The 16,348-nt window shown below is 75.4% G+C and carries 16 protein-coding genes and 1 pseudogene; 5 read left to right on the top strand and 12 right to left on the bottom strand.

Annotation, left to right across the window (positions count from 1 at the left end; all coding sequences use genetic code 11):
* Window positions 1-11: 11 nt before the first annotated feature.
* Both SM452_RS09095 and SM452_RS09090 read right to left on the bottom strand, forming a co-directional pair.
* Window positions 12-746, bottom strand: a complete 735-nt coding sequence (locus SM452_RS09095; RefSeq protein ID WP_262015308.1) for a zf-HC2 domain-containing protein — start codon at window positions 744-746, stop codon at window positions 12-14.
* 49 nt (window positions 747-795) lie between these two features.
* The gene (locus SM452_RS09090; RefSeq protein WP_463839710.1) at window positions 796-2,196 is read right to left on the bottom strand and encodes an acyl-CoA synthetase; all 1,401 of its coding nucleotides are present in this window, start codon (window positions 2,194-2,196) and stop codon (window positions 796-798) included.
* A gap of 116 nt (window positions 2,197-2,312) precedes the next feature.
* Here SM452_RS09090 and SM452_RS09085 point away from each other — a divergent pair, with 116 nt between their 5' ends.
* Complete coding sequence (locus tag SM452_RS09085) at window positions 2,313-3,440, top strand: CaiB/BaiF CoA transferase family protein (RefSeq protein ID WP_463839709.1); 1,128 nt, start codon at window positions 2,313-2,315, stop codon at window positions 3,438-3,440.
* A 25-nt stretch (window positions 3,441-3,465) separates the two neighbouring features.
* Here the strand turns inward: SM452_RS09085 and SM452_RS09080 are convergent, their stop codons facing one another.
* Together SM452_RS09080 and SM452_RS09075 are read right to left on the bottom strand one after the other, a co-directional pair.
* The gene (locus tag SM452_RS09080; RefSeq protein ID WP_463839724.1) at window positions 3,466-3,882 is read right to left on the bottom strand and encodes an ASCH domain-containing protein; all 417 of its coding nucleotides are present in this window, start codon (window positions 3,880-3,882) and stop codon (window positions 3,466-3,468) included.
* A gap of 480 nt (window positions 3,883-4,362) precedes the next feature.
* Window positions 4,363-4,752 (bottom strand): annotated as a pseudogene (locus tag SM452_RS09075) (alpha/beta hydrolase); the annotation flags it as partial.
* Between the two features lie 108 nt (window positions 4,753-4,860).
* Between SM452_RS09075 and SM452_RS09070 the strand changes: the two are divergent.
* Window positions 4,861-5,397, top strand: coding sequence for a GNAT family N-acetyltransferase (locus SM452_RS09070; protein ID WP_194802420.1), 537 nt, complete (start codon window positions 4,861-4,863; stop codon window positions 5,395-5,397).
* A 1-nt stretch (window position 5,398) separates the two neighbouring features.
* Here the strand turns inward: SM452_RS09070 and SM452_RS09065 are convergent, their stop codons facing one another.
* The 3 genes from SM452_RS09065 to SM452_RS09055 form a co-directional block, all read right to left on the bottom strand.
* Entirely contained in the window at window positions 5,399-6,991 is a 1,593-nt protein-coding gene (locus SM452_RS09065; RefSeq protein ID WP_269696901.1) for a hypothetical protein, read from the bottom strand.
* Window positions 6,988-7,875, bottom strand: a complete 888-nt coding sequence (locus SM452_RS09060; protein WP_194802422.1) for an ABC transporter ATP-binding protein — start codon at window positions 7,873-7,875, stop codon at window positions 6,988-6,990. Before SM452_RS09060 ends, SM452_RS09065 begins: the two co-directional genes overlap by 4 nt.
* Before the next feature lie 108 nt (window positions 7,876-7,983).
* Complete coding sequence (locus SM452_RS09055; RefSeq protein WP_194802423.1) at window positions 7,984-8,400, bottom strand: MmcQ/YjbR family DNA-binding protein; 417 nt, start codon at window positions 8,398-8,400, stop codon at window positions 7,984-7,986.
* Between the two features lie 169 nt (window positions 8,401-8,569).
* On the opposite strand from SM452_RS09055, the gene SM452_RS09050 reads away from it, so the two are divergent.
* The 3 genes from SM452_RS09050 to SM452_RS09040 all read left to right on the top strand — a co-directional run bounded on the left by SM452_RS09050 (window position 8,570) and on the right by SM452_RS09040 (window position 12,018).
* Window positions 8,570-9,685, top strand: a complete 1,116-nt coding sequence (locus SM452_RS09050; protein ID WP_355509159.1) for a WD40/YVTN/BNR-like repeat-containing protein — start codon at window positions 8,570-8,572, stop codon at window positions 9,683-9,685.
* Complete coding sequence (locus SM452_RS09045) at window positions 9,682-9,978, top strand: MoaD/ThiS family protein (protein ID WP_135240025.1); 297 nt, start codon at window positions 9,682-9,684, stop codon at window positions 9,976-9,978. Before SM452_RS09050 ends, SM452_RS09045 begins: the two co-directional genes overlap by 4 nt.
* Before the next feature lie 120 nt (window positions 9,979-10,098).
* Entirely contained in the window at window positions 10,099-12,018 is a 1,920-nt protein-coding gene (locus tag SM452_RS09040) for a beta-propeller domain-containing protein (RefSeq protein WP_463839708.1), read from the top strand.
* 43 nt (window positions 12,019-12,061) lie between these two features.
* On the opposite strand, the gene SM452_RS09035 is transcribed toward SM452_RS09040, so the two are convergent.
* The 5 genes from SM452_RS09035 to SM452_RS09015 form a co-directional block, all read right to left on the bottom strand.
* Entirely contained in the window at window positions 12,062-12,676 is a 615-nt protein-coding gene (locus SM452_RS09035; RefSeq protein ID WP_402805938.1) for a hypothetical protein, read from the bottom strand.
* Window positions 12,673-14,025 carry a hypothetical protein gene (locus SM452_RS09030; protein ID WP_463839707.1) on the bottom strand — a complete coding sequence of 451 codons (1,353 nt, stop codon included), beginning with the start codon at window positions 14,023-14,025 and terminating at the stop codon, window positions 12,673-12,675. Before SM452_RS09030 ends, SM452_RS09035 begins: the two co-directional genes overlap by 4 nt.
* Window positions 14,022-14,819: an ABC transporter ATP-binding protein gene (locus tag SM452_RS09025; protein ID WP_355509165.1), complete on the bottom strand. Its 798-nt coding sequence runs from the start codon at window positions 14,817-14,819 to the stop codon at window positions 14,022-14,024. The genes SM452_RS09030 and SM452_RS09025 overlap by 4 nt, the downstream gene beginning before the upstream one ends.
* A gap of 72 nt (window positions 14,820-14,891) precedes the next feature.
* Window positions 14,892-15,704, bottom strand: coding sequence for a zf-HC2 domain-containing protein (locus SM452_RS09020; RefSeq protein ID WP_463839706.1), 813 nt, complete (start codon window positions 15,702-15,704; stop codon window positions 14,892-14,894).
* Window positions 15,701-16,285 carry an RNA polymerase sigma factor gene (locus SM452_RS09015; RefSeq protein ID WP_262015296.1) on the bottom strand — a complete coding sequence of 195 codons (585 nt, stop codon included), beginning with the start codon at window positions 16,283-16,285 and terminating at the stop codon, window positions 15,701-15,703. The genes SM452_RS09020 and SM452_RS09015 overlap by 4 nt, the downstream gene beginning before the upstream one ends.
* Between the last annotated feature and the right edge of the window lie 63 nt (window positions 16,286-16,348).

The following is a 16,348-nucleotide window of genomic DNA, read 5'->3' as shown; positions in this document are numbered from 1 at the left end:
GCCGAGGGCCGTCAGGCGGCGCGCCGGTCGCGGGCCTGTGCGGGGTACGGGCCGGGCGGCACCAGCCGCAGCGCCGGCGCGGCCGGTTCCTCGGCCGGCAGCGCCCACCGCGAGCCCCCCGACCGGCGCTGCCCGGGCGGGGTGTCGCCGGGGCGCCGGCCGAGGCGGGACAGCACCAGCATCACGGCCCAGCCGACCAGCAGGAATCCGTGGCTGACCAGCCGGGTCATCGCCACCTGCCCGGTGATCAGGTCGTTGACGGACAGCAGTACGAGCGTGGCGACGAACGCGCTGAGCATCGGCAGCAGGCCGGACGGGGCGGACCGGCGCGCGGCCACGTAGAGGAACCCGGCACCGACGGCGACGTTCCACGCCGCCGACTCGTGCCACAAGTGCTGGCCGGAGGCGTGTGCGTGCTCGACGACCGCCTCCCGGCCGATCTGGGCCAGGCCGAGGACGAGCTGCACCGCGCCGAGCAGGCCGAGCGCCCCGCGCAGGCCGAGCGTGATCCGGTGGCGGCGGCTGGGCCGGGGCGGGGGAGCGGCGGCCAGGACCGCGTCGACCAGGTCGGGCACCTGCGGGGCGAGCTGCGTACGGGCCCGCCGGGTCACCGACGCCGCGGAGTCGAACCAGCCGCGGCAGCCGGCGCATCCGTTCAGGTGCGCCTCGGCCGCCTCGATCTCCGAGCCGGACGCCTCACCGTCCAGCTGTGCCGACAGGATCTCCCGCCACTGCTCACACGCCATGTAGGGATAGTCGTCGCCAGAGCCGCGCTGGTTCCCGGCGGGGTGCGGGTCACGCCTCGGTCAGGCGGGATTTCTGCACCTTGCCCATCGCGTTGCGGGGCAGCGCGCCGACCAGCCGTACCTGCCGGGGGCGCTTGTGCGCGGACAGGTGCCGCGCCACGAAGTCGATCAGCTCGGTCTCGGCCACGCCGTCGCCGACCACGTACGCGGTCACCTGCTGGCCCAGGTCGGGGTGGGGCGTGCCGACCACCGCCGCCTCCCGCACGCCCGGGTGGGCCAGCAGGGCGTCCTCCACCTCGCCGGCCCCGATCCGGTAGCCGCCGCTCTTGATCAGGTCGGTGGCGGCCCGGCCGACGATCCGGTGCGCGCCGTCCGGGTCGACCGTCGCGATGTCGCCGGTGCGGAACCAGCCGTCGGCGGTGCGGGTGGCCGCGTCTGCGTCCGGCCGGTTCAGGTAGCCGTCGAACAGCGTGCCGCCGCGTACCTGCAGCTCACCCATTGCGGCGCCGTCGGCGGGCAGCGGGCCGCCCTGCTCGTCCACCACCCGCGTGTGCACGCCGGGCAGCGGCACGCCCACCGTGCCGGGCCGCCGGGGACCGTCCGCGCGGGCGCTCACCGTCACGAGCGTCTCGGTCATGCCGTACCGCTCCAGCGGCCGATGCCCGGTCAGCCCGGCCAGCGCCGCGAAGACCGGCTCGGGCAGCGCCGCGCTGCCGGACACGAGCAGCCGGGCGCCGCGCAGCGCACGCGCCGCCGCCGGTTGCGCCGCGATCCGCGACCAGATCGTGGGTACGCCGAAGTACAGCGAGCCGCCGGCTGCCGCGTACCGCTCGGGGTGGGGCCGGCCGACGTGGTGCAGCCGGCTGCCGACGCGCAGCGGGCCGAGCACGCCGAGCACCAGCCCGTGCACGTGGAACAGCGGCAGGCCGTGCGCCAGCACGTCGTCCGGGGTCCAGGCCCACGCCTCGGCGAGCCCGTCCAGGCAGGCGGCGACGGCGCGGCGGGACAGCACCGCGCCCTTCGGCGCGCCGGTGGTGCCGGAGGTGTAGAGGATCAGCGCGGTGGCCGCCGGGTCCGGTTCGGGATGTGTGGTGTCCGCGCGCCGGACCAGGTCCAGCGGTACGACAGGCGGCGAGCCGGCGTGCGGTGTGCCGGGCGCCGCGAGCAGCAGCTCCGCGCCGGAGTCGCGCAGGATGTGGTCGCGTTCCATCGGGCCGGCGTCGGGCGGCACCGGCACCACCGCCGCGCCGGCGAGCAGCCCGCCGACCACGCCGACCACCGTCTCCAGACTGGCCGTGGCGGGCACCGCCACCCGGGTCGCGCCGCGCAGGTCGTCGGCGACGGCGGCGGCCGCCCGGCGCAGTTCCACCCAGGACAGCGACCGGTCGCCCACCCGGACCGCGCCGGGGCGTTCGTCGGTGGACCCGGCGAGCCGGCTCAGCAGCGACACGCGCACCCCTTTCCGGTATGTCCGCCCGATGTACCGCGACCGTAGCCGGGCCGGCCACCCCTGCCGGGTGTGCCGTCGGGTATGTGTCATCGTGGTCGGCGGCGAGGGAGGGTGGCATGTCGGGTCCGTTGCACGGGGTGCTGGTCGCCGACTTCTCCCGGATTCTCGCCGGCCCGTACGCGACGATGCTCCTGGCCGACCTCGGCGCGGACGTGGTCAAGGTGGAGGCGCCCGGCGGCGACGACACCCGCGGCTGGCGGCCCCCGGTTCGCGACGACGTCTCCACCTACTACCTGGCGGTCAACCGCAACAAGCGCTCACTGGTGCTCGACCTGACCGATCCCGGCGACCTGACGCTGGCGCACCGGCTGGCCGACCGGGCGGACGTGCTGATCCAGAACTTCCGTCCGGGCGCGCTGCGCCGCTTCGGCCTCGACCACGACACGGTCACCGCCCGCAACGCCCGCCTGGTGTACGCCTCGATCAGCGGCTTCGGCGACGCCGGGGGCGCCGACCTGCCCGGGTACGACCTGATGGTGCAGGCCGCGGCCGGGCTGATGAGCCTCACCGGGGACGCGGACGGCCCGCCCTGCAAGGCCGGGGTGGCGGTGTTCGACGTGATCGCCGGGCTGCACGCGGCGGTCGGGATCCTGGCCGCGCTGCGGCACCGCGACGAGACCGGGCGCGGGCAGCACGTCACAGTGGATCTGCTCTCCTCGGCGCTGTCCGGGCTGGTCAACCACACCAGCGCGTACGTCGCGGGTGCGGCGGCCCCGCACCGGATGGGCAACGCGCACCCGAGTATCGTGCCGTACGAGCCGCTGCCCACCGCCGACGGCGAACTGGTGGTGATCGCCGGGAACGACGCCCAGTTCCGTACCCTCTGCCGGGTGCTCGGCGTGCCGGAGCTGGCCGACGACGCGCGGTTCCGCCGCAACGCCGACCGGGTCGCGCACCGCGACGAGCTGCGGCCGCTGCTGGTGGCGGCGCTGTCCCGGCGCGGCAGCGGGCACTGGTTCGCCGAGCTGCGCGCCGCGGGCGTACCGTGCAGCCCGATCAACTCGGTGGCCGAGGGGGTGGCGCTGGCGCAACGGCTCGGCCTGGACCCGGTGGTGACGACCGGTGGGGTGCCGGGCATCCGGAACCCGATCGGCCTGTCCGGGGCGCCGCCCCGCTACGACCTGCCGCCCCCGGAGCTGGACGAGCACGGCGCCGAACTGCGCGCCTGGCTCGCCGCGGAGTGAACCGCGCGATCAGCCCGGGCCGCCGTCAGAGCGTCTCGACCAGCCGGAAGCGTTGCAGCACGGCCGCTGTGTCGTCGTCCACGGTGAACGCCGGGTCGCCGAGCCAGCCCCGGTAGTCCTCGCCGTGCCAGAATCCCTCGTGGCCGGCCCGCCACGCGGCGACCGTGTCGAACCCCTCGCCCTCGTCCCGGGCGTGGTCGAGGTCGACGTCACCGAGGCGGGCGACGCGGACCTCGACCAGCTCGATCACCGCCACCGGCCGCCCTTCGGAGTCGATGACCGCCGAGCGGGTGCCGACGGCCGGCAGCGGCTCACCCTCGATCTCGTAGTCCTGGAGCAGCCCCGTGGTGGTGGTCTTGCTCCCGTCGAGTACCGCGGCGACGAGCTGGTCGCGCAGCGGGCCGGGGAAGGCGAACTCGAAGGTGGGCAGGTCGGCGTCCATGCGCGGCAGCGTCCGGCCGAGCCAGTCCAGGAGCACCCGCTCGTACTGCGGGCTGACGCTGTCCAGGTCCTCACCCTCGCCGAGGGTGGGCGCGTGGTCGCAGCCGGCCAGCCGGGCCACCGTCAGCTCGGCGTCGCGGGCCGCCCGCCGCCACACCGCGAGGCTGTCCTCGATCGGGATCCACGCGTCCGTCTCGCCGTAGCAGAGCAGCACCGGGCAGGTCAGCCGCGCCAGCACCGGCGCCGGGTCGTAGTCCATGTCGGTCCAGGTGCCGGGCGTGGCGGGCAGTTGCTCGGGCAGGAACGCCAGCGGGAACCACGGCCGCCGCGCCGCCGCGTCGATCGCCGCCTGCGCCACCGGGCGCGGCACCTCGCCGCGCTGGTACCCCTCGGCGACGCGGCGCAGCTCGGCCAGCCCGGCGAGGTCGGCCGGCCCGTAGCCGTTGCGGCGGAGCTGCTCGGCGGTGCCGTGGCGCATCTGGACCGCGGGGCTCACCGCGCTGCACCCGACGAGGACGAGGAAGTCGACCGGGTGCCGGGTGGCGGTCAGCGCCGCCGCCCACGCGCCCTGGCTGAACCCCCAGAGCCCGACCGGGGCCGTCCCGACGTGCCGGCGCAGCTCGGTGAGCGCGGCGGACGCGTCGTCGGCCTGGTCGGCCAGCGGCACGTCGTGCCCGTCGATCCGGGGGCGGCGGTCGTAGCGCAGCACCGCGATCCCGGCCGGCGGCAGCAGCCGGGCCAGGTGTTCGTAGAGGAAGTAGGACCGCTGCCCGGCGTGCGAGCCGTGCAGCACCACGAGACCGCCGCGTACCGGCCCGGCCGGCAGGTCGAGGATCGCCGGCAGGTCCGCCGCGCCGATCGTCGTCTCCATGCCGGGCAGTGAACCACGAACCGTCCCGCCCGGTGGTCCCGGTCGCCGTCCGGGACACCCGCCTGCGTACGCTGACCAGGTACGTCGCCGCGACCGTGGAGAACCGCCATGACCAGCCCCGCATCCCGTACCGTCCGGGTCGCCCGCGCCGAGGACGTGACCGCCCTCGTCGACCTGATCGAGTCGGCGTACCGGGGTGAGCGCAGCCGGCAGGGCTGGACCCACGAGGCGGACCTGCTGGCCGGGCAGCGCACCGACCCGGAGATGGTGGCTGCCGCCGTCACCGGCCCGGGCGGCGTGGTGCTGGTCGCCGAGCAGGACGGCGGCCTGGTGGCCTGCTGCCAGCTGGAACGTCGCGACGACCACGTCTACTTCGGCATGTTCGCCGTCGCCCCCGGCCGGCAGGGCGGCGGCCTGGGCCGGGAGCTGCTGGCCGAGGCCGAGCGCTACGCGGCCGAGCAGTGGCACGCCGGTGAGATGCGGATGACAGTGATCGTCCAGCGCGACGACCTGATCGGCTGGTACGAGCGGCGCGGCTACGTCCGCACCGGCGAGCTGAGCCCGTTCCCGTACGGCGACGAGCGGTTCGGTGTGCCGCTGCGGCCGGACCTGGCGTTCGAGACGCTGCGCAAGAAGCTCGGCTGACTCAGCCCGCCAGATCCCGGCGACCGTAGGCCCAGCCGCCCAGGGCCGCCAGGACTAACGCCGCCGCGACCAGCACGCCCTGAGCCGTCCAGTTCGGCGCCGCGTCGGGCACCGCGGCGAGATGCGCGTACGGCGACAGCGCACCGACCCAGGCGGGGGCGCGCACGCTCTCCGTCACCACTGCCAGCAGGAAACCACCCGCTGTGGGCAGCATTCCCAGCACGGGAACCAGGCGGGGCGCCGCCCCGACGGCGAGGGTGGCCGCCCCGGCGCCGACCAACGCCAGCGGCAGCACGTTGAGCGTGCCCGCCAGGGCGGCGGTGAGCGGCAGGCCGGCGCCGACCACTGTGGTACCCAGCCACGTCGCGAGAGCGGCGGCGACCGCCAGAGCCACCGCCCCGGCGGACGCGCTGCCCACCTCGGCGGCGAGCAGCCGGGTCCGGCTGACCGGACCGGCCCGCAGCAGCGTGAGCCGGCCGGCGGCCTCGGCGGCGACGAAGGCGTTCAGCCGCGCGGTGGCGAACGCGCCGATCGGCACCGTCAGCAGCGCGAACAGTGTGGCCACGTACCCCCGCACCCGGTCGAGCCCGCCGAAGCCCGCCCGCGCGGCGAGATCGGCGAAGGCGGGATTCTGCTCGAGGAAGCCGGTCAGCGACGTGGCGAGCACGCCGATCAGCAGGAAGTAGGCGGTGACGCCGACGGTCCAGCCGGCGAGCGGGCGCAGGGCGCGTCGCATCGCGAAGGTCGGCACCGAGCCGAGCAGGCCGCGTCGCGGTGCGCGGCCGGCCGGTGGGCGCAGCAGTCCGGCGCCCACGTCGCGCCGCGAGCACAGGGCCAGCGCCGCCCCGGTCAGCAGGACGACGGCGGCCAGCGACACGAGCAGCGGCGTCCACCGGTTCTCGTGATAGGGACGGGTGAGCGCGAGCGGACCGTATGGCGGAAGCAGTCGGAGCCACGCCGGCGCCGCCCCGGAGTCGCCGGTCATCCGCGCCAGGAGGCCGGCCCCGAGCACGGCCAGGCCGCTGCCGGCCGCCCCCGCCCGGGTCGGCTGGACCTGCACGACGACGGCGCCCACCGCGACCGCGAACGCGCCGGCCGAGGCGACACCGGCACCGTGCAGCAGCGCCCCCTGCCACGGCGTGCCGGCGATCGTCAGCGGGGCCGCGAGCAGTGTTCCGGCCAGCGCCGATGCCGCCGTCAACGGTGCCAGGTGACGCCGCAGCACCGCCGCCGGCGTCAGCCGGCCGGCGAGCAGCAGCCCCCACCGGCCGGCCTCCTCCTCGCCCCTGGTCAACCGGACGGTCGCCAGCAGGCTCCACACACTGACCAGCACGGCCAGCACCATGCCGGTTCGCCACACGGTGAACCCGCCCGCGGTGTCCAGTGCGACGGGTTCGCCGAACAGGGTGCGGATCGCGGGGTTGCGCGCCAGCGCCTCCAGGCCGGAGGCGCCCATTCCCTCGCCGACGGTGCGCGCGTAGGTGCCCACCACGAGGACGGACATACCGACGGTCACGCCGGTCACGACGAGGGCCGGCCGCCAGATCCCGCGGGCGGCGAGCAGGCTGACCGCTGTGCCGGCCGGGCGCGTCACGCCTGCTCCCCGTAGTAGTCGAGGAAGATCTCCTCCAGGCTCGGCTCGCGCACCGTCAGCGTGCTGATCTCCGCGCCGGACAGGGCTCGCAGCGCGGCGGCGGGCGGGCCGGCGAGGGTGAAGCGCAGCAGCCCCTCCCGCTCCTCGACCGCTTCGACGCCGGGTACGCCGGCCAGATCCGGCGCGGGGCCGGTGAACCGTACCGTCACCTCGCTCCGGTGCAGTCGCCGCAGCTCCGGCACCGGGGCGACGTCCACGAGCCGGCCGGCCCGCAGGATCGCCACCCGGTCACAGACCGCCTCCACCTCGGCGAGCTGGTGTGAGCAGAGCAGCACGCTCTGCCCGTTGTCCCGCGCTTCGCCGACCGCACGGCGGAACTGCAGTTCCATCAACGGATCCAGGCCGCTCGTCGGCTCGTCGAGCACGAGCAGCGGCGCCCGGGTGGCGAACGCAGCGACCAGGGCGACCTTCTGCCGGTTTCCGGTCGAGTAGGTGCCGGCCGGGCGGGACAGGTCGAGGGCGAACCGCTCGACGAGTTCGCCCCGGTAACGGGTGTCCGCACCGGGTCCGGTCGCGGCGAGCAGGTCGAGGATCTCCGCACCGGTGAGCTGCGGCCAGAGCGCCACGTCGGCCGGGACGTACGCCAGCAGCAGGTGCGCCTCACGCACGTCTGCCGCATCCGCCTCGAAGATCCGGGCCTCGCCCCGGGTGGGACGGGCGAGGCCGAGCAGCAACCGGATGGTGGTGGACTTGCCGGCGCCGTTCGGACCGAGGAGGCCGAGCACCTCACCCGCCTCGACGGTCAGATTCAGGCCGTCGAGGGCCACCAAGCGGCCGTAGTGTTTGGTCAGATCACGGGTGCGTACGGCGGGGCGGGCTCGCATCGCGCGGCTCCTGAGTCGGCGGGGCAACGACCGCCGACCAGGCTTCCCGGCACACCACGACCACCGTACTGCCGACGCCTCGCCTCTGGGAAGCCCCGCCGGGCGCCGTCACGGCCCCGGCGGCCGGTCGACCAGCGCGACCAGCTTCTTCGGGGCCAGCACGCAGTAGCTCTCGGTGAGCAGTTCGGCGACCTCGGTCCAGTCCGTGCCCGCGTCCAGTCGCAGGCCCACCACGTCGGCGGCCCAGTCCGGCTTGAAGAAGTGCGGCCCGGCCGCGAGCAGCCCGGCGATCTCGTCGCCGGGGGAGCGGAACGTCATCACGCAGACCGGCTCGTCGGTCGCCGCGGCCCGCGCGTACGCCGCCTGGTGGCCCGGGTCGACGGTGAGCACGTGGGCGAACGTACGGCCGCGGATCCGCCACCGCACGCCCACCCAGGCCGCTTCCTCGTAGGTCTCCGGCAGGCCGAGGCAGACCGGCCGCAGTCGGTCGAGGTGCTCGGGTGGGACGTCTCCGGGGCCGGTCATGCGCGCAGGCTAGCCGCAGCCCCCGACATTCCGGCCGCACCGGCGTGGCGACCCCGCCACAGGGCGTCCGACCAGGAAATGTCGTACACGGGGAGTACGACAGCGATGAGTTTCGGTGAGCCGCACGGTCAGTGCCGGGAGAACCCCCTTCAGGACGGAAGGACGAGACATGAGCGGCATACGAGTACTTGTCGGCACGCGCAAGGGCGCGTTCATCCTGACCTCGGACGGCAAGCGTGACGACTGGACCGTCGACGGACCGCACTTCGGCGGCTGGGAGATCTACCACCTGACAGGTTCACCCGTCGAACCGGACCGGCTGTACGCGTCCCAGTCCGGCGGCTGGTTCGGGCAGCTGATCCAGCGCTCGGACGACGGCGGCCGGACCTGGACGACGGCCGGCAACGACTTCGCCTACAGCGGCGAGGTGGGGCAGCACCTCTGGTACGACGGCACCCCACGGCCGTGGGAGTTCAAGCGGATCTGGCACCTGGAGCCGTCCCGCCACGACCCCGACACCGTGTACGCGGGCGGCGAGGACGCCGCCCTCTACCTGAGCACCGACGGCGGCCAGAAGTGGTCCGAGCTGACCGCCCTGCGGCAGCACCCGACCGGGCCGTCGTGGCAGCCCGGTGCGGGCGGGATGTGCCTGCACACGATCCTGCTCGACCCGGCCGACCGGGACCGGATCTACGTGGCGATCTCGGCGGCGGGCGCGTTCCGCAGCGACGACGGCGGCGCGAGCTGGCTGCCGATCAACAAAGGGCTGCGCTCGGGCGAGATCCCGGACACCGACTCCGAGGTCGGGCACTGCGTGCACCGTCTCGCGCAGCACCCGTCCCGGCCGGACACGCTGTTCATGCAGAAGCACTGGGACGTCATGCGCACCGACGACGCGGGCGCGAACTGGCGGGAGGTCAGCGGCGATCTGCCGACCGACTTCGGCTTCCCGATCGCGGTGCACGCGCACGAACCGGAGACGGTCTACGTGGTGCCGATCACCAGCGACTCGCTGCACTACCCGCCGGAGGGCAGGCTGCGCGTCTACCGCAGCCGCACCGGCGGCGAGCACTGGGAGCCGCTGACCGAGGGCCTGCCGCAGTCGCACTGTTACGTCAACGTGCTGCGCGACGCGATGGCCGTCGACACGCTCGACCCGTGCGGCGTCTACTTCGGCACCACAGGCGGGCAGGTCTACCACTCGGCCGACGGCGGCGACACCTGGGCGCCGATCGTGCGCGACCTGCCGGCCGTGCTCTCGGTCGAGGTCCAGGTGCTGCCGTGATCCGGGTGGTGCTGCCGGCGCACCTGAAGAACCTGGCGCACGTCGCCGGCGAGGTACGCGTCGAGGTGGCCGGGCCGCCCACCCAGCGGGAGGTGCTCGACGCCCTGGAGACCGCGTACCCGATGCTGCTCGGCACGATCCGCGACCGGCACAGCGGGCAGCGCCGGCCGTTCGTCCGCTTCTACGCCTGCGAACTGGACCTCTCCAACGAGTCCCCGGACGCGCCGCTGCCGGAGGAGGTGGTCGCCGGCAAGGAGCCGTTCATCGTGCTCGGCGCGATGGCCGGCGGTTGAGCGGCGCGACCGGCGGTTGCGCACCGATCGGCGGTTGAGCGGCGCGGCCGGGAACCGCGCCCGTCACCGCCACGTCTGACCGGCATGACAGGTCACGGACCCCGGACGCTTGGATGGACGATGGCCGCCGCGCTGGCTCTCGCCGGCTGCACCGCGTCGCCCCCGGCCGCCGACCCGCCGGCCGCCGGCCCGCCCGCCGGGCAGGTCGTGCCGGCCGGCGGGCTGCGGCTGGTGGCGTTCGACGGCTGCGACGAGGCGCTGCGGCAGCTCCGCACGGCCGCGAAGGCGGCGGTCGGCCCGTGGGGCTTCGGGCCGGACGTCCTCCGGCAGTTCAGCGCGGAACGGGCGACGGCGCTCGGCGGCGCCGCCAAGGACGCGGGCGCGGCGGCTCACTCCGGCACCAACGTGCACGAGGCCGGTGTGGACGAACCGGACATGGTCAAGACCGACGGGCGGCGGATCGTCACGGTCACCCGGGGCGTGCTGTCGGTGGTCGATCCGGCGAGCCGCCGCGTGACCGGCCGGCTGGCGCTCGATCCCGACGCCGAGCGGTTCGCCGGTGACGAGGGGAGCCTGCTGCTGCACGGCGACCGGGCGCTCGTGCTGCTGCACGCGGGACGGATCGTCAAGGGCCCTGTACCGGACGGGCAGACCCGCCCGGGCAGGACCCCGCAGGCCCGGCTGGTCCTGCTGGACCTCGCCGGACCGCCCCGCGTGGTCGGGGAGTACCGGATCGACGGTCTCCTGGTCGACGCCCGGCAGTCCGGCACGACCGCCCGGGTGGTGATCCGGTCCGCGCCCCGGCTCGACTTCCCCTACCTGCCCGGCCGCAAGACCGACGCCCAGCGGATCACCGCCAACCGGGCGATCATCGACAAGGCTGCGCTCGACGACTGGCTGCCCCGCTACGAGATCCGCGACGGCGTGCGGACCGTCGGCACCGGACGGGTGGGCTGCGACCGGGTCAGCCGGCCGACCGGCTTCTCCGGCGCCTCGATGGTCACGGTGCTCAGCTTCGACCTGGGCGCGTCCGCGCTCGACGCCGGTGACCCGGTCACCGTGGTCGCCGACGGTGAGACCGTCTACAGCAACGGCCCGCGCCTCTACGTCGCCAACGACCAGCGCTGGCGGACGTGGCGTGGCGCGCCGTCCGGGGCGCGTGACGCCGGCACCGAGATCTACCAGTTCGACACCGCGGGGGCAACGCCACGCTTCGTCGCCGCCGGGTCGGTGCCCGGCTGGCTGATCGACCAGTACGCGTTGTCCGAGTGGGACGGTCACCTGCGGGTCGCCACCACCACCGGCGACACGTGGCGGCGGGAGAGGTCCTCCCAGTCCGGCGTCTACGTGCTGCGCGCCGACGGGGCCACGCTGAAGCGGGTCGGCGCGGTCACCGGCCTCGGCAAGGGCGAGCAGATCTTCGCGGTGCGGTTCGTCGGCGGCACCGGATACGTGGTCACGTTCCGGCAGACCGACCCGCTGTACGGCGTGGACCTGCGCGACCCGGCCGCGCCCCGGGTCACCGGCGAGCTGAAGATCAACGGGTACTCGGCGTACCTGCACCCGGCCGGCGACGGCCGCCTGATCGGCGTCGGCCAGGACGCGACCGGCCAGGGTCGGGTGACCGGCACCCAGGTGTCGCTGTTCGACGTGGCCGACCCGGCCCGGCCGGCCCGGATCGCGCAGCACCACATCCCCGGCGGCTGGTCCGAGGTGGAACACGACCCGCACGCGTTCCTGTACTGGGAGCCGGAGCGCCTGGTGGTGCTCCCGGTGCGGCAGCCGGGCGTGGTCACCGACCGCGCCGACGGCACCAGGCGTGCGCCGTCCGGCGGTGTGCTGGCGCTGCGCGTCGGCGACAAGGGCTTCACGGTGGCCGGGGCCGTCGACCACCCGGGCGCCCTGGCCGACGGCGGCGAGTGGGCGCCGATCCGCCGCTCACTGATGGTCGACGGTGTGCTCTGGACGCTCTCCGACGCCGGCCTCAAGGCGACCGCCCTGTCCGGCATGACCACCCTGGCCTGGGTGCCGCTGACCTGACCCCGACCGGACCTCGCCACGTCCGCGGCGAGGTCCGGCAAGGTCACTGCTCCAGCGCCGCCTCGGCCGCCGCGACCTGCGGGCCCACCCGCAGCGCGTACGCGACGACGCCGCCGAGGAGGAACGTCGCGGCGGTGACCGCCCCGATCCGGTTGCCCGGCTCCTGCGCCATCCACAGCGCGACCTGCCGCCATTCCGGCCCGCCCGGCGCGGCCAGCAACGCGCCCAGCGCGGCCCAGGCGGTCGGCACCTGCCAGGCGGCCCGGGCGCCGGCGAGCGCGGCACCGAGTCCGACCAGCCCGATCAGGCCGCCGGTGTTGCGGGCCAGCACGGACAGCGGCCCGAAGTCGGCGCCGAGCACGCGGGCGGCGGCCAGCAGGCCGACCACCAGTGCGCCGTACCCGATCAGGTGCCCGGCCCGGCGCGGCGCCCACTGCCACGCGGCGGTCCGCTCCAGCGCCGGGTCGGTGCCGGCGAGCGTCGGCCCGAGCGGCGCCACCGCCAGCGCGGTGGTGAGCACGGCCAGGCCGGCGGGCACCTCGGGGCGGTCGGTGAAGGCGGACCAGGCGGCGGCCATCACGGCGACCGCGACTGCCGATCCGGCCAGGGCGGCGGGTAGCCGGCGGGACCGCACGTACAGCGGCAGCCAGCGGGTCACGGCGCGGCCCGTCCGGTGAGCGCCGGCATCAGGTCCGGCTCGCACCGCGCGGCCGCGTCCCGCAACGCGGTGACCCGCCGTAACTGCTCCGGGGCGGGCAGGGCGCGCAGCTGCCGCACCCCGGCCCGGATCTCCTCCTGCTGCTCGTCGGCGTACCGGTATCCGGTCCAGGAGTCCCACAGCCGTACGGTCTCGGCGTCGAGCAGCCAGGCCGCGGCGATCGCCGGGGCGATGTCGTCGCCACTGCGCCCGCAGCCGTACCAACCGGTGCCGCCGCCCAGGGCGATGCGCTCGGCCACGTCGGCGACCCGGCCGCTGTCCGGGTCGACCTCCAGGAGGAACTGCACGGTGTCCGGTGCCGGCTTGGGCCGGTGCCACTGCTCGCTGTCGTTGCTGCCGATGGTGTCCAGCCGCAGTTCCACCGCGCGGGCCGGCGCGTCCGGCAGCTTCGCCAGCGCGCGTAGTCCTCGGCGGGCCTCGGGAGTGATCTGGGGCAGCAGGTGCGCGTTGACGGCGGTGACGCACACCTGCGGCGTGCCGTCGGCGCAGACGTAGCGGCGCGCAGACTGGTCGAGCTGCCAGATGCCGGCCGGACCCGGTGCGCTGATCAGCAGGAGTCCCGCGACACCGGCGGCGAGGCTCGCCGTCGCGCCGGCCCGGAGCGGCCACGACCGGCCCGCCGCCAGCAGCAGGCCGGCGAGGACCAGCCCGACACCCAGCGCCAGGCGGCTGAGCAGCAGCCGGTCGGACAAGGTCTCCCACGGCGTGTCCGGCGGCCAGGAGATCATGAGGGACGCGTTCGTCAGCCGGCTACCGGCCGGACCGCCGAGCATGGCGGTGCCCTCCTGCGCCACCAGGCCGGCGGCGGCCAGCAGCGGCGGCAGCAGCGGTGAGGACCACAGCCGGCCTACCGCCACGCCGACCCAGGCCGCGCCCACCAGCACCAGCACGTCGATCAGGGGCCCGGCGAGTCCGCGTACGCCGAGGTAGGCGCCGCCGGTGGCGATCACCGCCGCGCTGGCGGCGACCACGAGCAGGTGCGCGGCGGCGGCGGCGACGCCGAGCGCTGTCATAGCCGGCAGCGCGCGCTGCCAGCGGGGCCGGCCGGTGCTGTTCATCAGTTCGTCGGCGCGGGTACGCCGGTCCCGGCGGCCGAGCACCGCGCCACCGGCGAGCGCGAGCGGCATCAGCAGGAAGACGTTGGAGGCGTGCACGTAGCCCAGCCGCAGCCACTGTCCCTGCCAGAAGTCGTACATGCTGGCGGTGCCGAGGACGCCGACGGCGATCAGCAGCACCGCCACGACCGGCGCGTTGGAGCGGCGCAGTTCGACGCGTACCTGTCGGATCATCGGGCGCTCCGGTGCTGCTGGAGGAGGTACGAGTAGCCGCGCTCGGCGGCGCTGTCGCCGACGCCGCCGGTCTCGCCGTGGCGGACCAGGTCGGCGGGCAGGCCCTGGAACACGCGGGTGCCCTGGTCCATCAGGATGACGTCGGAGCAGGCCGCGACCACGTCCTCCACCAGGTGGGTGGAGACCAGCACGCAGGCGTCCGCGCCGAGTTCGCGGATCAGCTCACGGAACTCGACCCGCTGTTCCGGGTCCAGGCCGACAGTCGGTTCGTCGAGCAGCAGCAGGTCCGGTTCGTTCACGATCGCCTGGGCGATGCCGGCCCGGCGCAGCATGCCGCCGGACAGCGACTTGAGCTTGGCGTCGGCCCGGTCGGTGAGGCGTACCCGGTCGATGGCCCGCTGGGCCGCGCCCGGCACCGCCGAGGCGGGCATCTCCCGCAGCCAGGCCACGTACTCGACGTACTCCCGCACCGTGAACCGGGGGTAGTAGCCGAACTGCTGCGGCAGGTAGCCGAGCCGGCGGCGCACCGGCCGCAGCTCACGCGACGCGGTGGCGTCCGCGCCGAGCAGCCGCAGCACGCCGGCGTGCGGCTTGACCACTGTGGCGAGCGCACGCATCAGGGTGCTCTTCCCGGCGCCGTTCGGGCCGAGCAGCCCGTGCACGCCGGCGCCGAGCGTCAGGCCCAGGTTGTCGACGGCCAGGTGCCGCCCGGCCTTCACCGACAGTCCCACCGCCTCGATCCGCCAGGCGTGCCGGGTCGGCGCCACCTCGTCGGCGCTCACTGCGCGTACCAATGTCGTCTCCTTCTCGGGGCAGGGTGGGCCGCGGCGCCGGCGGGCGCCGTGGCGTGGTTCCGGGGGCCGGCGTCAGCCGGCGGGCCGCCGCAGGTGTTCGGCGCGGAGCGCGGTCAGCGCGGTGAGCACGACGGCGGCCACCGCCCAGGCGGGCATGGTGGCGGGCCGGAGCAGGGCCTCGGTCGCGGCGGCGGCGCGGGCCGCGTCGGTGTCGCCGGTGAACGACACGGCCGCGACCGCGGTGAGCCAGCCGCCGCCGAGGACGGCGGCGGCGAGCGGCACGCCGACGCGGCTGCCGAGCAGCAGCGTCGCGGCGGTGAACGTCAGGCAGGGCAGCAGCCACAGCGCGGGGTTGCGGCCCACTGCGAGCCCGGCCACCGCGAGCACCGGCGCGACCAGGAGCAGAACCGCGAGGGTACGGCGAAGCAGCAGTTCCATCCCGGCGCGGGCGGTGCCGGCGACCACCTCCCAGTTCGGGTTGGCGCGGCGGGACCAGGCCACCGCGAGCCCGGCCAGCGGCGCCACCGGCGCGAGCAGCAGCACCGCCGAGGGCTGCTCCGGGTAGTTGCGGTCCAGCAGCACCGCGGCGAGGATCGCCGTGCAGGTCATGGCCGCCCAGGCCAGCAGCGACCAGTCGGTCCAGCGCAGCCACCACCGTCGCAGCGGGCGCCGGCGCACCGGCTGCGGCCCGGTGCGGGCCTGTTCCAGGATCGTCACCCGGGCGTTGCCGAGCAGCGCCCGCAGTGGCGGGGCGGCCAGCTCGCCGAGCCGGTCGCGGCACTCGGCGCAGCCCTCCAGGTGCACCTCGATCGTCCAGGTGGTGGCGTCGTCGGGGCTGCCCGCCGCGTACGCGGCCAGTGCCGGCGGGGGAACGTGAGCGGTCATGCCAGTGCCTCCCGTAGCGCGTTGCGGGCACGCCGCGCCCGGCTCTTCACGGTGCCCTCCGGCACCCCCAGCAGGACGGAGGTCTCCCGGACGGTCAGTCCGTCCAGGACCATCGCGGCGAGCACCGCCCGCAGCTCCGGGGCCAGCGCGTCCAGTGCGGCGCCCACCTCCGAGCCGAACGACCCGGCGAGCGCCTCGTCCTCGGCGGCCGGCGTGCTGCGGACCGGAAGGACGTCGGTCGGCACCTCCTGCACCCGGGCGCGGCGGCGCAGCGCGTCGACCAGGCGCCGGGCCGCGATGGTCCAGATCCAGCCGGCCGCCGAGCCACCCGGCGCGTCCGCGCCATCGGAGCGCCGTAGCCCGCTGAACGAGCCGGCGGCCCGCCACACCGTGAGGTACGTGTCCTGGAGGACCTCGGCGACGATGCCGTCGTCGGCGCACCGCCGCCGCAGCCGGATCGCGAGCCACGGCGACGTCCGCCGGTACAGCTCGTCGAACGCGTCCAGGTCGGCGCGCGCGACCCGCCGCAGCAGCCGCTCCTCGTCCTGTTGGCTTCCTCCCACGCCTAGATGGTCGTTCACGGCACCTCCGACGGATCACGGCGCGGCGTGACCTGGGTCACACCGCGCCGTGGGTGGGTGTCC

Source organism: Micromonospora sp. SYSU B005 (assembly GCF_055362685.1).
This window is presented reverse-complemented; position numbering and strand designations above follow the sequence as displayed.